The organism is Streptomyces sp. CLV115 (assembly GCF_038448545.1).
Classification (GTDB): domain Bacteria; phylum Actinomycetota; class Actinomycetes; order Streptomycetales; family Streptomycetaceae; genus Streptomyces; species Streptomyces sanglieri.
Genome location: NZ_JBCEWQ010000030.1, coordinates 1 through 18,208, shown reverse-complemented (window position 1 = coordinate 18,208; position 18,208 = coordinate 1). Strand labels below are relative to the sequence as shown.

Annotated in this window: 16 protein-coding genes; 10 read left to right on the top strand and 6 right to left on the bottom strand. The window is 72.9% G+C overall.

Translation table 11 applies throughout. The annotated features are described in order from the left end of the window. Nucleotides 1-6: 6 nt before the first annotated feature. Nucleotides 7-1,005 carry an aldose epimerase family protein gene (locus AADR41_RS13670; RefSeq protein ID WP_342281641.1) on the top strand — a complete coding sequence of 333 codons (999 nt, stop codon included), beginning with the start codon at nt 7-9 and terminating at the stop codon, nt 1,003-1,005. 49 nt (nt 1,006-1,054) lie between these two features. Here the strand turns inward: AADR41_RS13670 and AADR41_RS13665 are convergent, their stop codons facing one another. Then, nucleotides 1,055-3,526: a beta-glucosidase gene (locus AADR41_RS13665; RefSeq protein ID WP_342281640.1), complete on the bottom strand. Its 2,472-nt coding sequence runs from the start codon at nt 3,524-3,526 to the stop codon at nt 1,055-1,057. Nucleotides 3,527-3,676: 150 nt separating this feature from the next. Between AADR41_RS13665 and AADR41_RS13660 the strand changes: the two genes are divergently transcribed. Both AADR41_RS13660 and AADR41_RS13655 read left to right on the top strand, forming a co-directional pair. Beyond that, entirely contained in the window at nt 3,677-4,294 is a 618-nt protein-coding gene (locus tag AADR41_RS13660) for a TetR/AcrR family transcriptional regulator (protein ID WP_342281639.1), read from the top strand. A gap of 299 nt (nt 4,295-4,593) precedes the next feature. Then, the gene (locus AADR41_RS13655) at nt 4,594-6,549 is read left to right on the top strand and encodes a flavin monoamine oxidase family protein (RefSeq protein ID WP_342281638.1); all 1,956 of its coding nucleotides are present in this window, start codon (nt 4,594-4,596) and stop codon (nt 6,547-6,549) included. A 21-nt stretch (nt 6,550-6,570) separates the two neighbouring features. On the opposite strand, the gene AADR41_RS13650 is transcribed toward AADR41_RS13655, so the two are convergent. The 4 genes from AADR41_RS13650 to AADR41_RS13635 form a co-directional block, all read right to left on the bottom strand. Next, nucleotides 6,571-7,179, bottom strand: a complete 609-nt coding sequence (locus tag AADR41_RS13650; protein WP_342281637.1) for a LysE family translocator — start codon at nt 7,177-7,179, stop codon at nt 6,571-6,573. Nucleotides 7,180-7,194: 15 nt separating this feature from the next. Further along, the gene (locus tag AADR41_RS13645) at nt 7,195-7,980 is read right to left on the bottom strand and encodes an EI24 domain-containing protein (RefSeq protein ID WP_342281636.1); all 786 of its coding nucleotides are present in this window, start codon (nt 7,978-7,980) and stop codon (nt 7,195-7,197) included. Nucleotides 7,981-8,149: 169 nt separating this feature from the next. Beyond that, nucleotides 8,150-8,578, bottom strand: a complete 429-nt coding sequence (locus AADR41_RS13640) for an organic hydroperoxide resistance protein (RefSeq protein WP_342281635.1) — start codon at nt 8,576-8,578, stop codon at nt 8,150-8,152. 89 nt (nt 8,579-8,667) lie between these two features. Further along, a complete protein-coding gene (locus AADR41_RS13635; protein ID WP_342281634.1) occupies nt 8,668-9,687 on the bottom strand; it encodes an NADP-dependent oxidoreductase in 1,020 nt (339 codons plus the stop codon). Nucleotides 9,688-9,841: 154 nt separating this feature from the next. Between AADR41_RS13635 and AADR41_RS13630 the strand changes: the two genes are divergently transcribed. The 4 genes from AADR41_RS13630 to AADR41_RS13615 all read left to right on the top strand — a co-directional run bounded on the left by AADR41_RS13630 (nt 9,842) and on the right by AADR41_RS13615 (nt 13,573). Next, entirely contained in the window at nt 9,842-10,315 is a 474-nt protein-coding gene (locus tag AADR41_RS13630) for a MarR family winged helix-turn-helix transcriptional regulator (RefSeq protein ID WP_342281633.1), read from the top strand. Nucleotides 10,316-10,362: 47 nt separating this feature from the next. Further along, nucleotides 10,363-10,878, top strand: a complete 516-nt coding sequence (locus tag AADR41_RS13625) for a hypothetical protein (protein WP_342281685.1) — start codon at nt 10,363-10,365, stop codon at nt 10,876-10,878. A gap of 149 nt (nt 10,879-11,027) precedes the next feature. Continuing rightward, nucleotides 11,028-12,065, top strand: a complete 1,038-nt coding sequence (gene mreB / locus AADR41_RS13620; protein ID WP_342281632.1) for a rod shape-determining protein — start codon at nt 11,028-11,030, stop codon at nt 12,063-12,065. A 20-nt stretch (nt 12,066-12,085) separates the two neighbouring features. Continuing rightward, nucleotides 12,086-13,573 (top strand): GAF domain-containing protein, encoded by a 1,488-nt coding sequence (locus tag AADR41_RS13615; RefSeq protein ID WP_446751030.1) that lies wholly within the window; start codon nt 12,086-12,088, stop codon nt 13,571-13,573. On the opposite strand, the gene AADR41_RS13610 is transcribed toward AADR41_RS13615, so the two are convergent. Continuing rightward, on the bottom strand, nt 13,551-13,982 hold the full coding sequence (locus AADR41_RS13610; protein WP_342281631.1) for an Lrp/AsnC family transcriptional regulator: 432 nt from the start codon (nt 13,980-13,982) through the stop codon (nt 13,551-13,553). The genes AADR41_RS13615 and AADR41_RS13610 overlap by 23 nt on opposite strands. 148 nt (nt 13,983-14,130) lie before the next feature. Between AADR41_RS13610 and AADR41_RS13605 the strand changes: the two genes are divergently transcribed. From AADR41_RS13605 to AADR41_RS13595, 3 genes are all read left to right on the top strand, one after another. Beyond that, nucleotides 14,131-15,339: a nitrate/nitrite transporter gene (locus tag AADR41_RS13605; RefSeq protein ID WP_342281630.1), complete on the top strand. Its 1,209-nt coding sequence runs from the start codon at nt 14,131-14,133 to the stop codon at nt 15,337-15,339. 141 nt (nt 15,340-15,480) lie between these two features. Then, nucleotides 15,481-16,866 (top strand): acyl-CoA synthetase, encoded by a 1,386-nt coding sequence (locus tag AADR41_RS13600; RefSeq protein WP_446751031.1) that lies wholly within the window; start codon nt 15,481-15,483, stop codon nt 16,864-16,866. After that, nucleotides 16,859-18,208, top strand: a complete 1,350-nt coding sequence (locus AADR41_RS13595) for a carboxyl transferase domain-containing protein (RefSeq protein WP_342281628.1) — start codon at nt 16,859-16,861, stop codon at nt 18,206-18,208. The genes AADR41_RS13600 and AADR41_RS13595 overlap by 8 nt, the downstream gene beginning before the upstream one ends.

The window sequence follows — 18,208 nt, the reverse complement described above, 5'->3', positions numbered from 1 at the left end:
GTGATCATGATCACTGGTCCGGGCACGGCGATGCGTACGGAAGAGTTCGGCACCCTCGCGGACGGTACCCGGGTGCACCGCTGGACGCTGGAGCGGGACGGTACGCGGGTGCGCGTGCTGACGTACGGCGGCATCGTGCAGTCCGTCGAGGTGCCGGACCGGGACGGGGTGCGGGCCGGCATCGCGCTCGGGCTGCCCGATCTCGCCGGGTACCGGGAGTTTCCCGGCCCGTACTTCGGCGCGCTGGTCGGGCGGTACGCGAACCGGATCGGCGGGGCCCGCTTCGAGCTGGACGGGCGCGTCCACCGGCTGACGGCCAACGAGGGCCGCAACCAGGTGCACGGCGGGGCCGAGGGCTTCGACAAGCGCGTGTGGCGGGCCCGGGAGGTGGCGGACGGTGTCGAGCTGTCGCTGGTCTCCGAGGACGGGGAGGAGGGCTTCCCGGGCCGTCTGGCGGTGTCGGCGGCCTACACCCTGGACGAGGGCGGGGCGCTGCGGATCACGTACCGGGCGACGACGGACGCCCCGACGGTGCTGAACCCGACGAACCACACGTACTGGAACCTGGCGGGCGCCGGCAGTGGCAGCGCGCTCGGGCAGACGCTGCGGATCGCGGCCGGGCGGATCACTCCGGTGGACGCCGAATCACTGCCCACGGGCGAGTTCCTGCCGGTGGAAGGCACCCGGTTCGACTTCCGGGAGCCGGGGCCCCTCGGCGCGGGCTACGACCACAACTTCGTGCTGGACGGGGCGGGCACGGGTCCGGCGGCCGAGCTGTACGACGCGGCCTCGGGGCGGGTGCTGAGTGTGACCACGACGGAGCCGGGCCTCCAGCTGTACACGGCGGACCACTTCGACGGGCGGCCGTTCGGACCGTGCGCCGGGATCGCGCTGGAGACCCAGCACTTCCCCGACTCCCCGAACCGGCCCGCGTTCCCGAGCACGGTGCTGCGGCCGGGCGAGGAGTTCGTCTCGACGACCGTGTACGGATTCTCGGTGCGCTGACGGGGCGGCAGGGGGACAAAAGCCGTCCCGTCCCCCTGCCCGGCCCTGCCTATTCCTTGATGTCCAGGACCGCCGTCCGGCGCACGTCACCGAGCGAACGGGCCGCCTGCACCTCGTACGCGCCGGGGACCAGGACCCAGCCGTACGCCTCCTCGTCCCAGATCTCGTAGGCGCGCCGGTCCAGTGCGACGACCGCCTCGGCGCTCTCGCCGGGTGCCGCCTCGACCCGTGCGAAGCCGGCCAGCCGGCGGGCCGGGCGGTCGGCGGTGCCGTCCCGGGGCGCGAGGTAGACCTGGACGGTCTCGGCGCCCGGCCGGGTGCCGGTGTTGCGGACGCGGACGGTGGCGGAGTCCGGGCCGGCCTCCAGGCTCTCGTACTCCCAGGTGGTGTAGCCCAGTCCGTGGCCGAAGGGGTAGGCGGGCGTGGTGCCGGCCTTCTCCCAGGCCCGGTAGCCGACGAAGACGCCCTCGTCGTAGTGGAGTTCGCCGTCGGTCGGGGTGGTGTCGAGGACCGGTACGTCGGCGAGCACGGCCGGCCAGGTGGTGGGGAGGCGCCCGCCCGGTTCCGCGGCGCCGAGCAGCACGTCCGCGAGCGCGTGGCCGGCCTCCTGGCCGGGGAACCAGCCGAGCAGGACCGCGGCGACCTCGTCGCGCCACGGAAGCTCCACCGGGGAGCCGGAGTTGACGATCACGACGGTGTTCGGGTTGGCGGCGGCGACGGCGCGGACCAGGTCGTCCTGGTGGCCGGGGAGCCTCAGGTCGGTGCGGTCGAAGCCCTCGGACTCGACGCGTTCGGTGGTGCCGACGACCACGATCGCGGCGTCGGCGGCGCGGGCCGCCCCGACGGCCTCGGCGATCAGCTCCCGCGGGTCGCGGCGCGGGCCGAGGTGGCAGAGCGAGAACGAGACGCCGAGGACCGGCTGGTCGTCGCCCAGGGTCTCGGGGACCTGCCGCAGCGAGACCTCGACGGGTTCGCCCGCGGTGAGGGTGATCCGGCCGCGCTCCAGCGGGTTGCCGAAGAAGGCCTCGCCGGGGTCGGCGGATCCGACGACCCGGTGGATCTCGTCGTACAGGGTCTCGCCCGCGACGGTGAGGGTGAGCGCGCCGGTGCCGCGGGTGCCGAAGACGTGCTCGCCGCTGTCGCGCGGGACGAAGGTGCCGGTGATCTCGACGCTGTGCAGGTTCGCACGGGTGACGCCCTCGGGGAGGTCGTCGCCGATCCACTGGACGGTGCCGCCCCGCAGCGGTGCGGTGCCGATGACGGTGCCGGCCTCGTCGTAGCAGACCGCGGTGAACTCGAAGCCCTTCTCGGCGGGGATGAGTTCGGTGTTCGGGTCGGCGCCGATCCGGTAGTCGACGACGTCCCCGGGGAGGGCCGCGATCAGGCCGTCGAGCGGGGTGACGATGTGGTGCGGGAAGACCTGGGCGGAGCCGCCGCCGAGGACCCGGGCGTCCCGGGCGAGCGCCCCGCTGACCGCGATCCTGCGGACGGCCGCCGGGTCGATCGGGAGGGTGGCGCGTTCGTTGCGCACCAGCACGAAGGAGCGGCGGGCGATCTCGCGGGCCAGCGCGTCGCCGTCGATGCCGGCGGGGCGGGCGGTCTCGTCGACGACGGGCGGGGCGCCGTCCAGGATCCCGACGCGGGCGGCCAGCCGCAGCACATTGCGTACGGCGCCGTCGACGACGGACTCCTCGACCTCGCCCGCCCGCACGGCGTCGGCGAGCGCCTTGCCGTACACGGTCTTCGGGCCGGGCATCGCGACGTCGAGGCCGCCGTTGACGGCGGCTGCGGTGGAGCGGGCGGCCAGCCAGTCGGAGACGATGTAGCCGTCGAAGCCCCATTCGCCGCGAAGCACCGCGTTCTGCAGATAGCGGTGCTCGGTCATGGTGGAGCCGTTGACCCGGTTGTAGGCCGACATGATGCCCCAGGGGTGGGCGTTCCTGACGATCCGCTCGAACGGGGCGAGGTAGATCTCGCGCAGGGCGCGCGGGGAGACGATGTTGTCGACGGTGAAGCGGTCGGTCTCGGCGTCGTTGGCCACGAAGTGCTTGACGGTGGTGCCGACTCCGCCGTCCTGTACCCCGAGGACATAGCCGGCGCCGATCTCGCCGGTGAGGTACGGGTCCTCGCTGTACGTCTCGAAGTGGCGCCCGCCGAGCGGGGACCGGTGGATGTTCACGGTCGGGGCGAGCAGGACGTGCACCCCCTTGCGGTGGGCCTCCTGGGCGAGCAGCCGGCCGGCCCGGCGGGCCAGCGCCGGATCCCAGGTCGCGGCCAGCGCGGTGGGCGAGGGCAGCGCGACGGACGGGTCGTCGGCGCTCCAGGCGACGCCCCGGACCCCGATCGGCCCGTCGGACATCACCAGGGAGCGCAGCCCGATCTGCGGGAGCGCGGGCAGCGACCACATGTCCTGGCCGGCCAGGAGCCGTACCTTGTCGTCGAGTCCCAGCGCGGCGAGCGCCGCGTCGACCACGGCCTCGCGGACCGCATCGGGGTTGGTGGGTGTGGACGCGTCTGCCACGGCCGTGCCTCCTGGTCGGATTCTGGACTGAATACCTCCATACTGACCCCCTCACAGGTAGACCAGTAGGTTTCGTTATCATTCCGTGATTTCAAGGATGGCGTACGGTCCCTGTGCGGGACCGATGGAGCGCCGAAAGGGGCCGGGGCGATGGTGCGGGCCAGAAGTACGGAGCGCCGGGCGGAGATCGTCCGGGCCACGCTCGAAGTGATCGCCGAGCGCGGCTACCGCGGCGCCTCGCTGAGCGCCGTCGCCGAGCGGGTCGGCCTCAGCCAGCAGGGGCTGCTGCACTACTTCCCGACCAAGGAGGCGCTGCTCGTGGCCGTGCTGGAGGAGCGCGACCAGTGGGACACCGGGGGCGGCACCCGGAGCGACGGGGTCTGGCGGATCGAACTGCTGGCCTCACTGGTGGAGTACAACGCGATGCGGCCCGGCATCGTCCAGACGTTCTCGGCGCTGCTCGGCGAGAGCGTGACGGAGGGTCATCCCGCGCGGGAGTTCTTCACCCGCCGCTACACCCAGGTCCGGGCGAGCATGGCGGCGATACTGCGCGCGGAGTACGGCGAACGGCTGCCGGGCGGACTGACCCCGGAGCGTGCGGCGCCGCTGCTGGTGGCGGTGATGGACGGGCTCCAGTACCAGTGGCTGCTGGACCCGGACTCGGTGGACATGCCCGCGGCGTTCGGGGACTTCCTGGCGCTGCTGCGGCCGACCGGACCGGAGGGCCCGGAGAACCCGGAGAACCCGGAGGCCCCGGAGAACCCGTGAAGACGGACCGGGCCGGGCTCCGGCGAACCCCGCGACGGCGGACGGGGCCGAGGCTCCGCAGAACCCGTGACGGCGGACCGGACCGGAGGCCCCCGGACCCCGTGACGGCGGACCGGACCGAGGCCCGCAGACCCTCAACCATGGGCAGGATCAAGGGTCTTGGAGAACCGGCAATCATGACATGAGCTGTGACCGACCGGGGCGGAACATGATCGATCCGCTCCCCCTGCGGGTGATTTCGGGCCGGTCTACGCGCGTCCGGGCGCAGGGCACCCTCCGGGGCGCCCCAGGGTTGCCGCATGACTTCCAACCCCACAGGATCCACCCCCGGCCTGCCGTCCCGCCGCACCCTGATCACCGGTGCCACCGCCGGTGCCGCGGCCCTGGCCGCCACCGCCGCCGGCACCGCGCGCGCCGCGGCGCCCGCCGCCACCGGATCCGCCACCGCCTCCGGTGCCGCGCTCGCCCCCGCGGCCACCGGCTCCGACTGGGACACCTGCCTGGCCGTCGCCCGCGCCATCCTCGTGGTCGACGAACAGGACCGGCCACTGGTCCCCCGCTACCGCGACATCCTGCTGTCCAAGGGCCTGCCGCGCAGCAGCAAGCGCCCCAAGAAGGTGCTGATCGTCGGCGCCGGACCGGCCGGGCTCACCGCCGCCCATCTGCTCCGCAGCGCAGGGCACACCGTCACCGTCATCGAGGCCAACGGCAACCGCGTCGGCGGCCGGATCAAGACCTTCCGCAAGGGCGGCCACGAGCACGCCAAAACGCCGTTCGCGGACCCGAAGCAGTACGCCGAGGCCGGCGCGATGCGGATCCCCGACAGCCATCCGCTGGTCACCGGCCTGATGGACAGCTTCGGTCTGAAGCGCCGCCGCTTCTACCTGGTGGACGTCGACTCCGAGGGCCGGCCCGTCAACCACACCTGGATCCACGTCAACGGCGTCCGGATGCGCAAGGCCGACTACGCGGCCAAGCCCCAGGCGATCAACCGCTCGTTCGGAGTTCCCGCCGAGTTCGAGAACAAGACCGCCGCGACGATCGTGCGCGAGGCGTTCGCCCCCGTACGCAAGGAGTTCGAGGGCAAGCAGGGCCGGGAGCTCGTCGAGGGCTGGGCCCGGGTGATCCAGAAGTACGGGCACTGGTCGATGTTCCGCTTCCTGACCGAGGCGGCCAAGCTCGACGAGCGCACCATCGACCTCGTCGGCACGGTCGAGAACCTCACCTCCCGCCTCCATCTCGCCTTCGTGCACAGCTTCATCGGGGCCTCCCTGATCAGCCCGGACACCGCGTTCTACGAGCTGCCGGACGGCACGGCCACCCTGGCCGACGCGATGTACAAGCGGGTCAAGGACCTGGTCCGGCTGGACCGGCGGGCCACCAGGATCAGCTACGGACCCGACGGCGTCGAGGTCGAGACGGTCTCCGAGGGCCGCGACGGAAAGCCCTTGGTGCGGCAGAAGTTCACCGGCGACCGGGCGATCATCACCGTGCCGTTCTCCGGACTGCGCCACGTCCCCGTCACGCCCGCGCTCTCGTACGGCAAGCGGCGCGCGATCACCGAGATCCACTACGACGCGGCGACCAAGGTGCTGCTCGAATTCAGCCGCCGCTGGTGGGAGTTCGAGGAGAAGGACTGGAAGATCGAGCTGGAGAAGGTCAAGCCGGGCCTGTACGACGCCTACCGGCTGGGCAAGGCACCGGCCGACGGTTCACTGCTCGGCGCGCACCCCTCCGTACCGCCCGGCCACATCACCCCCAACCAGCGGGTGCACTACGCGGCTTCCCGGGCCACCGCCCGCAACCAGCCCGAGGCGGCGCACGTCATCGGCGGCGGATCGGTCACCGACAACGCCAACCGCTTCGTCTACCAGCCCTCCCACCCGGTCGAGGGCAGCGAGGGCGGCGTCCTCCTCGCCTCGTACAGCTGGGCCGACGACGCCCTGAAGTGGGACTCGCTGGACGACGACGAGCGCTACCCGCACACGCTCGGCGGGGTGCAGGACGTGTACGGGCAGCGCGTCGAGGTGTTCTACACGGGGGCCGGGGCCACCCAGTCCTGGATGCGCGACCAGTACGCGTACGGCGAGGCCTCGGTGCTGCTGCCGGGCCAGCACACCGAGCTCCTCGCCGATGTGCGGTCGGCCGAGGGACCGCTGTACTTCGCCGGCGACCACACCTCGGTCAAGCCGGCCTGGATCGAGGGGGCGCTGGAGTCGGCGGTCAGGTCGGCGCTTGAGGTGCACAGCAGCTGAGCCGGGACCGGCGGGCGTCGCTCAGCGGGCCAGGCCCAGGGTGACGCCCAGTCCGACGAGCACTGATCCGATGCCCCGGTTGAGGGCCTTCTGCCACTTCAGCATCGAGGTGCGCAGCCGCGAGTTCGAGAAGAACAGCGCGACCAGGGCGAACCAGCCGAAGTGGGCGGCGGACATGAACAGCCCGTAACCGGCCTGCTGCCACAGGGCGGTGTCGGGCCCGACGACCTGGGTGAAGGTCGACACGACGAAGAGCGTGGTCTTGGGGTTCAGCGCGTTGGTGAGGAAGCCGGTGCGCAGGGCCCCGAGCCGCGTCAGCTGCGGCTTGGTCTCCAGGTCGACGTCGAGGTCACCGCGGGCGAAGAAGGTCCGCAGGCCGATGTAGACGAGATAGCCCGCGCCGACCAGCTTGATCGCGGTGAACAGGGCGGTCGACGAGGCGATCAGCAGCCCGACGCCGAGCATCGTGTACGTGACGTGGACGAGGACGCCGGCGGCGACCCCGGCGGCGGCCATGAGCCCCGTCGTACGTCCGTAGAGGCAGCTGTTGCGGATGACCATCGCGAAGTCCGCGCCCGGGCTGATGACGGCGAGAACGGTGATGACGGCGACGGCGACGAGTTCGGTCATGGGCGAGTGTTCTCCTCAGTCCTTGTCGAGGGTGTACGGGGCCGGGGTCTCGTCCTCGTCCTCGGCGGGCGCGACCAGGTCGCGCGCCAGCAGCGTCGCTCCGGCGACGGCACCCGGCATCAGGAACACGGCGACGAACGGGACCAGGAAGGCGAGCCCCAGCGGTACGCCGAAGCCGAGGGTCAGCAGCCGCCGGCCGCGCAGCAGCGCGAGCCGGTCGCGCAGCACCATGCCGCGGCGCTGGAGCGCGACGGCGGTGAGCTCCTCGGCGAGGAAGTAGCCGGTGACGCAGAAGCCGAGCACGGGGACGACCGTCTGGCCGAGCACCGGGACGAATCCGAGGGCGAAGAGCAGCACCGAGTAGAGCCCCACCCGGACCAGGATGCGGGCGCTGTCGCGGGCGGAGATCCACAGCTCCCGCCAGAGCGGCAGCCCGGACTCGGGGACGTCGCCGCCCTCGGTGCGGTCGACCTGCTCGGAGAGCGACTCGTAGAAGGGCTGGCCGACCAGCAGGGTCACGGCGGTGAAGGTGATCACGGCGAGGAAGAGGCCGAGACCGAAGACCAGTACGGTCAGGGTGTTGCGCAGCAGCCCGAGCCAGGGCGAGGACCAGTCGTCGGCGAACGGGGTCGCCCAGTCCACGAGGTCGTCCGCGCCGTAGCCGAGGCCGACCAGGGCACCCGCGTACAGCACGAGTGTGATGAGTCCGGGCAGCAGCCCGAAACCGAACCAGCGCCCGTGCCGGACGGCCCAGCGCTGTCCCTTTGCCAAGTAGCCGAAGCCCGCACCCAGATCACGCATGGCGTCAGCGTACTGGTGGCGAAGGGGGCCGTTGACCTGGGAGTTGGGGCGGGGCACGGGCCGCCGGACGGTTTGTCCCCAATGGTCGGCGGGCGTTGCCGCGAGGGGCGACGGCGAAGGGCCGCACCCCGTTCGGGAGTGCGGCCCTTGGCCTGTCGCGGACGGCCGGTCAGGCGACCGACAGCTCGACCTTGATGTTGCCCCGGGTGGCGTTCGAGTACGGGCACACCTGGTGGGCCTTCTCGACGAGCGCCTGCGCGGTGGCGGTGTCGACGTTCGGGATGGTGGCGCTGATCGCCACCTCCAGGCCGAAGCCGCCCTCGGCCGTCTTGCCGATGGAGACCTCGGCGGTCACCGTGGAGCCGGTGATGTCCGCCTTCTCCTGGCGGGCCACGACGCCGAGCGCGCCCTGGAAGCAGGCGCTGTAGCCGGCCGCGAAGAGCTGCTCGGGGTTGGTGCCCGCGCCGCTTCCGCCCATGGCCTTCGGCGGGTTCACGACGACGTCGAGGTTGCCGTCGTCGGACGAGACGCGGCCGTCACGGCCGTTCTCGGCGGTGGCGACGGCGGTGTAGGCAACGGTTATGTCCTGAATGGTCATGCTGAGGATTCCTCCTGCTGTGCGCCGCGACTCGCGCCCACGATCGCGACGGCCTGTGGATGAGCCTAACGGGTCCGCCCAAGCGGCTGTCAGGCGAGGGAGACGATCATCTTCCCGGTGTTCTCGCCGCGCAGCAGACCGAGGAAGGCGTCGAAGCCGTTCTCGATGCCCTCGACGAAGGTCTCGCCGTACTTCAGCTCGCCCGAGGCCAGCAAGCCGGCGACCTCCTGGACGAACTGCGGCTGGAGGTCGGCGTGGTCGCCGACGAGCATGCCCTGGATGCGCAGCCGCTTGCCGATGACGAGGGCGAGGTTGCGCGGGCCGGGGGTCGGCTCGGTCGCGTTGTACTGGGCGATCATTCCGCAGACGGTGACGCGGCCGTGCAGGTTGAGCGAGGAGATCGCCGCTTCGAGGTGCTCGCCGCCGACGTTGTCGAAGTAGACGTCGATGCCGTCGGGCGCGGCCGCGCGCAGCTGGTCGGCGACCGGGCCGTTCTTGTAGTTGAAGGCGGCGTCGAAGCCGTACTCCTCGACGAGGAGCTTGACCTTCTCGTCGGAGCCGGCCGAGCCGATGACCCGTGAGGCGCCCTTGATCCTGGCCATCTGGCCGACCTGGCTGCCGACCGCGCCGGCCGCGCCGGAGACGAAGACGGCGTCGCCCGGCTTGAAGGAGGCGACGTCGAAGAGGCCCGCGTAGGCGGTGAGCCCGGTCATGCCGAGCACGCCGAGGTAGGCGGAGAGCGGGGCGAGCGAGGGGTCGACCTTCACGGCGTGCTTGGCCGGGACGTCGGCGTACTCGCGCCAGCCGAGACCGTGCAGGACGTGGTCGCCGACCGCGAAGCCGTCGGCGTTCGAGGCGATGACCTCGCCGACCGCTCCGCCGTCCATGGGGTGGTCGAGCTTGAAGGGCGGGGTGTACGACTTCACGTCGTTCATCCGGCCCCGCATGTAGGGGTCGACCGAGAAGTGCACGTTGCGGACGAGGACCCGGCCCTCGCCGGGAGCGGCGACCGGGACCTCACGCAGCGCGAAGTCCTCGGCCTTCGGCCAGCCGTGGGGGCGGGCGACGAGGTGCCATTCACGGCCGGACGTGGGAAGTGCTGCTGACATGGGCTCGGGTTCTCCTCGAAGTCCTACGCGGTGGGGGGGGAGGCTCCGGCCGGGGCGGTCGGTGCCGTACCGGGGAAGTGAAATACTTCATGTGGTGAAACAACCATGCTCCTGAATATTTCATGTTGTCAAGCAACCGGCTATCCTGGGTGTCATGGCCACCACCCGCACAGACCCGCTGACCCTCGAAGTCGTCGAGCTCATCGGCACCGTCGTGGCGCGCTACTACGAGGAGTACGACGAGGCGGCGGCGGCCCACTCGCTCACCGGTGCGCAGGCGCGGGTGCTCGGGCTGCTCTCGCTGGAGCCGATGCCCATGCGCAGGATCGCCCAGAAGCTGAAGTGCGAGCCGTCCAACGTCACCGGCATCGTCGACCGGCTGGAGACCCGCGGCCTGGTGGAGCGCAGGCCGGACCCGGCCGACCGGCGGGTGAAGCTGGCCGCTCCCACGGAGCTGGGCGCGCGGACCGCGCAGCAGCTGCGCGATTCGCTCACCTTCGCCCGGGAGCCGCTGGCCGGGCTGTCGGACGGGGACCGGGCGATGCTGCGGGACCTGCTGCGCCGGATGCTCGGCGAGCCGGCACCGTCCGGCGGCCGGGGCCCCGGTACGGAACCGTCGAAGCCGTGACCGCTCCCTTCGGCCCCCGTGAGTTCCAGCTGGTCCTGCTGCGCCGGATGGCCGACCACCAGCCCGGCCTCGTCGAGGACGCCCGGCACGAGCTGGAGCCCCGGGCCACGCTCGCCGAGATGCGGGAGGCCAACCGCCGCTGGCAGGCCATGGTGCGGGCGCCCGGCGGGCGGGGCGCGCTGCGCCGCTACCGCTCGGTGCTCGGCGAGCCCGCCTCGTCCGTCCGCCGCACCGTCGGCGACCTGGAGTGCGACGCGCTGCGGTGGCCGACGGTGCTGTGGCCGGACCTGTGGTTCGAGGTGATGGTCGCGCCGGGCGGCGCGGTGTGGAACGAGTGGCTGGTCCGGGCGCCGGGAGCACCGGGCCCCGAGCTGCGTACGGTCGCGGATCTGCGCCCCTGGTCGAGCACGGTCGACGAGGTCGCGCGGGCCTTCGCGCCGGCCCGCCCGCTGGAGGGCGGCGCGCCGACCCGGTGGGCGCTCGCGATCACCGCGCCGGACACGGGCGAGCCGTACGTCGCCGAGTTCACCTGGGGGCTCCTCCAGCGGCTGCTGCCGGGCTGATCAACGCGTACCGCGGCCTTCTGCCGGCCCGTCAGCCCGGTCCCTCCGACGGCTCAGCCCAGCGCGCGCCAGGACTCCGAACGGCGCACGCTTGCGGGACAGAACCGGCTGCCGCCGGTGTCATCGTCCGCGCTCTCGGGAGACCTGCCGTGACCGTCAGTCTTGAGCAGTTGCGCCGCTGCCATGTCGCCGTCGACCTCGGGGCCGCCCGGACCCGGGTGTACGTCAAGGGCCTCGGGCTCGTCGTCGACGAGCCGAGCGTCGCCGCGGTGAACACCCGTACCGGGTCGCTCATCGCCGTCGGCGCGCTCGCCGAACAGATGACGGGCCGCACTCCCGACTACATCCGGGTGGCCCGCCCGGTCACCGGCGGGACCGTCGTCGACATCGAGATGGCCCAGCGCATGCTCCGCCATCTGCTCGGCGAGAAGCTCCGCCGGCAGCTGCGCCGCAAGCCGCGGCTGCGGGCCGCCGCCTGCACCCCGCACGACAGCGATCCGCTCGCCCAGCGGGCCGCCGTGGAGACGATGGTCGGGATCGGTGCCCGGCGGGTCGAGCTGGTCGACACCCTGATCGCGGCGGCCGTCGGCTGCGGACTGCCGGTCGAGCAGCCGACCGCCACCATGATCATGGTGTGCGGGGCGGCGACCACTCAGATCGCGGTGCTCTCGCTCGGCTCGATCGTCAGCGCCGTACGCATCCCGGTGGGCGGCGACGCCATCGACCACACGGTGATCCAGTATCTGCGCCAGCACCACGAGCTGATGCTGCCGAGCCAGTCCGTGCGCCCGCTGCAGCTGGCACTCAGCGGCAGCGGCCTCACCGCGAAGGGGCCCACCACGACCGAGATCCACGGCCGTGACGTGGCGACCGGTCTGGCCCGCTCGGTGCAGGTGGACACCGCCGCCGTGCGGGAGGCCATCCACGCCCCGCTCACCGCGGTGCTGGACGGGCTCGGCAAGATCCTGCGCGACTGCCCGCCCGATCTGGTGGCCGACCTCGCGGACTGCGGGATCATGATGGTCGGCGGCAGCGCGCTGCTGCCCGGGCTCGACCAGATGCTGCGGGACGCTACGGGCGTGCCGGTGCACATCGCGGAGCGGCCGGACGTCTGCGCGGTGCTGGGGCTCGGCGCCATGCTGGACGGGAAGATCGAGCCGATGGTCCTCGACCCGCTGGCCTGCTGAGCACCGCGGGCGTGCGGCGCATGACCGAAGAGACGGCGGACGCGGGACCGTGCGGGGCGGCCCCGGCGGCCCCCGCCCCGGAGAAACCGGCGCTGTCGATGCTCCTGGAAGCGGTGCTGAGCATCGGTTCCGACCTCGAACTGCGGACCATGCTCCAGCAGATCGTGGACACCGCGACGGCCCTGACCGGGGCCCGGTACGGCACGCTCGGCGTGCTCGACCCGGAGCGCGGCACCATCGGCGAGCTGTACACCTCGGGGCTCGAAGGGACGGGCGGGCTGCCGCCCGGCGATCCGCCGAAGCGCCCCTTCCTCGCGGCGCCGATCCGGGTGCACGGCCAGGTCTTCGGCAACCTCTGCCTCACGGAGAAGCACCCCGGCGGGTTCACCGACCCGGACACGGCGGTACTCGGCGCGCTGGCCTCGCGGGCCGGGATCGCGATCGCCAACGCCCGGCTGTACGCGGCGGCCCGGCAGCGGGAGCACTGGATCGAGGGGGCGGCCGCCGTCACCACCGCGCTGCTGACCGGCGGGAGCGCGGCCGACGCGCTGATGACCGTCGCCGAACGGGCCAGGACGCTCGCCGACGCCTGTGCGGGGGTCATCCTCCAGCCGAACGAGGAGGGCGGGATGGAGATCGTCACCGCGTCCACGCTCGACGACCCGGCCGGGATCGTCGGTACGACCATCGCGCCCGGCTCCGCGGTACTGGTCCAACTGCTCGGCGGGGAACCGGTGTTCATCGAGGACTCGGCGACCGATCCGCGGATGACGACGCATGTGCGCTCGCGCTTCGGCCCCAGCATGATGCTGCCGCTGCAGAGCGGCGGCCGGCTGATCGGCACCCTCGCCCTGCCCCGGCGGCGCGGCGACCGCCCGTACACGGCCGTGGACCGGCTGCTGGCCACCCAGTTCGCCTCGCAGGCCGCGCTGGCGCTGGTCCTGGCGGACGCCCGGCACGACCGGGAACAGCTCGCGGTGTACGAGGACCGGGACCGGATCGCCCGCGATCTGCACGATCTCGTGGTCCAGCGGCTGTTCGCGACCGAGATGATGCTGGAGTCGACCCGCCGCAGGGCCGCCGCCCCGGACACCGACGAGCTGCTCGGCAGGGCCGTGGACGAGCTGGACTCCACCATTCAGGAGGTGCGGACGGCGATCTTCGCCCTTCAGCAGCCGCCCGCCGAGGCTCCCGCGACCTTCCGCGGCCGGGTGCTGCGGGAGACCGCGGGCGCCGCCGCCGTACTCGGCTTCCAGCCGTCGGTGCACTTCACCGGGGCGGTCGACGCGCTGGTCCGGGAGCCCGTGGACCGGCAGCTGCTCGCCGCGCTGCGCGGCGCGCTCGCGACAGCGCACCGACGGGCCGGGGTGTCGGCGATCGAGGTGTCGGTGGACGCGACAACCGAGCTGCCGGACGGGCGGGCCGCGGTCCGGCTGACGGTCGCCGACGACGGGCGCGAGGAGGACGGCTCGCGCTCGCCGACCGTCAGCTGGCAGGCGCCGCTCTGAGCGCGACCCGGGTGTTGGAGTGGGCGACCCCGGCCTCCCGCTTCAGCCGGCGCAGCAGCCCGTCCAGGGCGGCGGTGTCGGCGACGGTGGCCCGTACGAGATAGTCGTGGCCGCCGGTCACATGGACCACCTCGGTGATGCCGGGCAGGGCGAGCACCGCCCGCTCGAACACCTCGTTGGTCGTGTCGATGCGCAGCGTCACATCGATGAAGACGACGAGGCCGGTACGGGTGTCGGCGGCCGGATCGATGATCACGGTGAAACCGCGGATGACACCGTCGCGGCGCAGTCTGCGCACCCGGTCGGCCGCCGCGTTGGCGCTGAGCCCCACCCGTACGCCCAGATCACGGTACGAGATCCGGGCATCCTCCTGGAGGATGCCGAGGATTTCCCTGTCCAGCCGGTCCATACTGCGATTGTCGCAGCTTTGTCCGGTTCGTGACTGTGCAAGTCGCGTCCGGCCGTACCCCGCCCCCGTACCCGGCCCCCTGCCGGCGGGTGACCCGCATGGCGCATCCCGGCAGGCCCGCGGCCTCCGCCCGCCCTTGACTGAAGGGGTGGATACAGCCGTCAAACAGTCCTCCGCCCCGGTCGACGCGCCGTCCCCGGCCGCCTACCGCAACCTTCTGATGGCCACGATCGGTTTCGGGCTCACCTTCTGGGCCTGGAATCTGATCGCGCCGCTGTCCGGGGACTACAAGGAACGGCTGGGGCTGACCTCGTTCGAGCAGTCGCTGCTGGTGGCGGTGCCGGTGCTGGTGGGTTCGCTGGGCCGGATCCCGGTGGGCGCGCTGACCGACAAGTACGGCGCACGGCTGATGTTCCCGCTGGTCTCGGCGCTCACCATCGTGCCGGTGCTGCTGCTGATCCCGGCACGGGACTCCTACGGCGCGATGCTCGCCGTGGGCTTTCTGCTGGGTCTGGGCGGCACCACGTTCGCGATCGGCATCCCCCTGGTCAACTCGTGGTTCCCGCCCGCCAAACGCGGCCTCGCGCTCGGGATCTTCGGCATGGGCATGGGCGGTGTCGCGCTGTCCGGGTACTTCACCCCGAGGATCGCCGAGCACGGCGACAACCTGCCGTACCTGGTGGTCGCGGCGGCGCTCGTGGTGTACGCGGCACTGGCCGCGGTGCTGGTCGGCGACCGGCCGGGCCGCCCGGTGCCGACCGACTCGCTCGCCCACCGGCTGGCCGACGCCGGACGGCTGCGGGTCACCTGGGAGCTGTCCGCGCTGTACGCGATCGGGTTCGGCGGAATCGTCGCGTTCGGCGTCTACCTCCCCACCTATCTGAAGACCTGGTACGACCTGTCGCCCACCGACGCCGGCACGAAGGCCGCCGGATTCGCCCTGGTCACGGTCGTCTTCCGGCCGATCGGGGGCTGGCTGTCGGACCGCGTCCACCCGGCCGTGGTCACGGCCGGGGCACTCGGCCTGGCCGCCCTGATGGCGATCGTCCAGGCCTTCGACCCGCCGCTGGCCCCGGGCGGCACGATCGCGCTGCTCTGCATGGCGGCGGGCCTGGGCACCGCGAGCGGCAGCGTCTTCGCCCTGGTCTCGCAGGTGACCCCGCAGGCGAAGGTGGGCAGCGTGACCGGGATCGTCGGCGCGATGGGCGGCCTGGGCGGCTTCGTGCCACCGCTGGTGATGGGCGCGATCTACAGCGCGAAGGGCTCGTACTCGATCGGCTTCATGCTGCTGTCGGACCTGGCACTGGCGGGGTGCGTGTACGCGTACGGCCGCATGCGCGGACTCAAGCGGGACTAGGACGTCGTCCCTCCTTCCGATTGCCGGTCGATCCAAGTCCGCGCTTCCGGCTCAGCCCATAAGGTGCGGTGGGTGACTCCTCTTCTCTCTGTGCCGGATGACGGTTCGACCCGGGAAGCCACCCGGTTCGGCGAACACACCATGACCTACGACCGGTTGGCCACCGCCTCCACCGCGCTCGCCGGGCGTCTCGCCGGGGCCGGGCGGGTCGCGGTCTGGGCCACCCCCACCCCCGAGACGGTGGTCGCCGTCGTGGCCGCGCTGCGTGCCGGGGTACCGGCGGTTCCGCTCAACCCGAAGACGGGGACGCGCGAACTCGCCCACATCCTGGCCGACAGCGAACCGGCCGTGGTGCTGGCCGGGGCGGGCGACACGCTCCCGCCGGTGCTGGACGCGCTGGACCGCATCGACGTCGACACGGCCGGGGAGGGCGCCGGCACCACGCTCCCCGAGCCCTCCCCCGAATCCCCCGCGCTGATCGTCTACACCTCCGGGACCACCGGCCCGCCCAAGGGCGCGATCCTGCCCCGGCGGGCGATCGCCGCCTCGCTCGACGCGCTGGAGGACGCCTGGCAGTGGACCGGCGACGACGTGCTCGTCCACGCCCTGCCGCTGTTCCATGTGCACGGCCTGATCCTGGGCGTGCTCGGGCCGCTGCGCCGGGGCGGCTCGGTGCGGCACCTGGGCAGGTTCTCCACCGACGGGGTGGCCCGGGAGCTTTCGTCCGGCGGCACCATGCTCTTCGGCGTGCCGACGATGTACCACCGGCTGGCCGAGGCCCTCGACGGCCCCGGGGCGGACGGGCTGGCGAAGGCGCTGGCCGGCGCCCGGCTGCTGGTGTCCGGGTCGGCCGCGCTGCCGGTGCACGACCACGAGCGGATCGCTGCCGCCACCGGCCGCCGGGTCATCGAGCGGTACGGCATGACGGAGACCCTGATGAACACGGGCGTCCGGGCCGACGGCGAACCCCGGCCCGGAACGGTCGGCGCACCCCTGCGCGGCGTGGAGCTCCGTCTGGTCGAGGAGGACGGCACCGTCCTGCCCGGGGACGGCAGCGGCCCCGACACCATCGGCGAGATCCAGGTACGCGGCCCGAACCTCTTCACCGGCTATCTGAACCGCCCCGACGCCACCGCCGCCGCGCTCACCGAGGACGGCTGGTTCCGCACCGGGGACATGGCCACCCGGGACGCCGACGGCTATGTGCGGATCGTCGGGCGCAAGGCCACCGACCTGATCAAGAGCGGCGGTTACAAGATCGGCGCCGGGGAGATCGAGAACGCGCTGCTGGACCACCCCGGCGTCCGCGAGGCCGCCGTCACCGGTGAACCGGACCCGGACCTGGGCGAGCGGATCGTCGCCTGGGTGGTGCCGGCCGACCCGGCGGCGCCGCCCTGCGAGCAGGAGCTCGCGGACCATGTGGCCGCCCAGCTGTCCCCGCACAAGCGCCCGCGCACGGTCCGCTACCTGGACGCGCTGCCCCGCAACGACCTCGGCAAGATCATGAAGCGGTCGCTCCATGGCTGAGCGTCCGACGGCGAGAGCGGCGATCACGGCACTCACCACGGAGTTCGAGGAGCTCACGTCCGGCTGCGGTGCTCCGGACGACACCGGGGACGGGCCGCTCTCCTGGGCCGGATACGGGGAATCCCGGGCCCGCGCCACCGCCCGTACCGGCGAGGAGGAGTCCGTCGTCCACGGCATCGCCTCGCTCGGCGGCCGGTTCTGCGTCCTGGTCTCGTTCGAGTTCGGCTTCCTGGGCGGTTCGCTGGGGCAGCGCACCGGGGACCGGCTGGTGGCCGCGTACGAGGCTGCCCGGACCCGGGGGCTGCCGCTGGTCTCACTGATCGCGACGGGCGGCAGCCGGATGCAGGAGGGCATGGTCGCCCTGACCCAGCTCCAGCGGGTGGCCCGCGCCTCGGCGCGGCTGCGGGCGGCGGGCCCGGCCCAGATCGCGGTCCTGCGCGACCCGACGACGGGCGGCGGCTGGGCCACGCTGGGGGCCGGCGCCGATGTGATCCTGGCGCTGCCGGGCGCCCAGGTCGGGTTCGCCGGTTCCCGGGTACGGCCGCCGGACGCGGACCCGCACGCGTACACCGCCGAGGGCCAGCTGGCGGCGGGCCAGGTCGACGCGGTCGTCCCGCCGGACGAGCTCCCGAGGACGGTGGGCCGCTGGCTGCGGGCGCTGCACCTCCCGGACGCCCCGGAGCCCCCCGCCCCGGTGCCGGAGGCCCTCTCCACGGCCGGGCTCCCGGTGACCGGCACGGACGCGGTACGGCAGGCCCGCTCACCCTCCCGGCCGCGCGCCGAGGCGTATCTGGACGCCTATTTCGCATACCGGCTGCCGCTCGTCGGCGACCGCTGCGGGGGCACGGACCCGGGGCTGCTCGCCGGTTTCGGGGGGCGGGACCGCCGGTCGATCGCGTACGTGGCCCAGTGCGGCACCGCGATCCGCCCGGCCGGCTACCGCACGGCGGCCCGGGTGATCCGGCTGGCGGACCGGATCGGCGTCCCCGTGCTCACCCTGATCGACACCCCCGGCGCGGCCAACGACGCGGCGGCGGAGCGGGCCGGCGCGGGCGCCGCCATCGCCGACGCCTTCGCGGCGATGGCCGAGGCCCGGGTCCCCGTCACCACCCTGGTGATCGGCGAGGGCGGCTCGGGCGGCGCGCTGGCGCTGGCGGCGCCGGGGAACACCCATGTCACCCGGGACAGTTACTTCTCGGTCATCGCCCCGGAACTGGCGGCGGCGATCCTGAAGCGCACCCCCGACGAGGTGCACGCCACGGCCGACCAGCTGCGGCTGCGCCCCCAGGACCTGGTGGAACTGGGCTTCGCCCGCTCGGTGGTGGGGCCGCCCGGGGAGTGA

What these genes read in the sequence shown, in the direction of transcription:
- AADR41_RS13670 (WP_342281641.1), top strand. Translation starts at nt 7, where the DNA reads ATGATCACTGGTCCGGGCACGGCGATGCGTACGGAAGAGTTCGGCACC.
- AADR41_RS13660 (WP_342281639.1), top strand. Translation starts at nt 3,677, where the DNA reads ATGGTGCGGGCCAGAAGTACGGAGCGCCGGGCGGAGATCGTCCGGGCC.
- AADR41_RS13655 (WP_342281638.1), top strand. Translation starts at nt 4,594, where the DNA reads ATGACTTCCAACCCCACAGGATCCACCCCCGGCCTGCCGTCCCGCCGC.
- AADR41_RS13650 (WP_342281637.1), bottom strand. Translation starts at nt 7,179, where the DNA reads ATGACCGAACTCGTCGCCGTCGCCGTCATCACCGTTCTCGCCGTCATC.
- AADR41_RS13645 (WP_342281636.1), bottom strand. Translation starts at nt 7,980, where the DNA reads ATGCGTGATCTGGGTGCGGGCTTCGGCTACTTGGCAAAGGGACAGCGC.
- AADR41_RS13640 (WP_342281635.1), bottom strand. Translation starts at nt 8,578, where the DNA reads ATGACCATTCAGGACATAACCGTTGCCTACACCGCCGTCGCCACCGCC.
- AADR41_RS13635 (WP_342281634.1), bottom strand. Translation starts at nt 9,687, where the DNA reads ATGTCAGCAGCACTTCCCACGTCCGGCCGTGAATGGCACCTCGTCGCC.
- AADR41_RS13630 (WP_342281633.1), top strand. Translation starts at nt 9,842, where the DNA reads ATGGCCACCACCCGCACAGACCCGCTGACCCTCGAAGTCGTCGAGCTC.
- AADR41_RS13625 (WP_342281685.1), top strand. Translation starts at nt 10,363, where the DNA reads ATGGCCGACCACCAGCCCGGCCTCGTCGAGGACGCCCGGCACGAGCTG.
- AADR41_RS13615 (WP_446751030.1), top strand. Translation starts at nt 12,086, where the DNA reads ATGACCGAAGAGACGGCGGACGCGGGACCGTGCGGGGCGGCCCCGGCG.
- AADR41_RS13610 (WP_342281631.1), bottom strand. Translation starts at nt 13,982, where the DNA reads ATGGACCGGCTGGACAGGGAAATCCTCGGCATCCTCCAGGAGGATGCC.
- AADR41_RS13600 (WP_446751031.1), top strand. Translation starts at nt 15,481, where the DNA reads ATGACCTACGACCGGTTGGCCACCGCCTCCACCGCGCTCGCCGGGCGT.
- AADR41_RS13595 (WP_342281628.1), top strand. Translation starts at nt 16,859, where the DNA reads ATGGCTGAGCGTCCGACGGCGAGAGCGGCGATCACGGCACTCACCACG.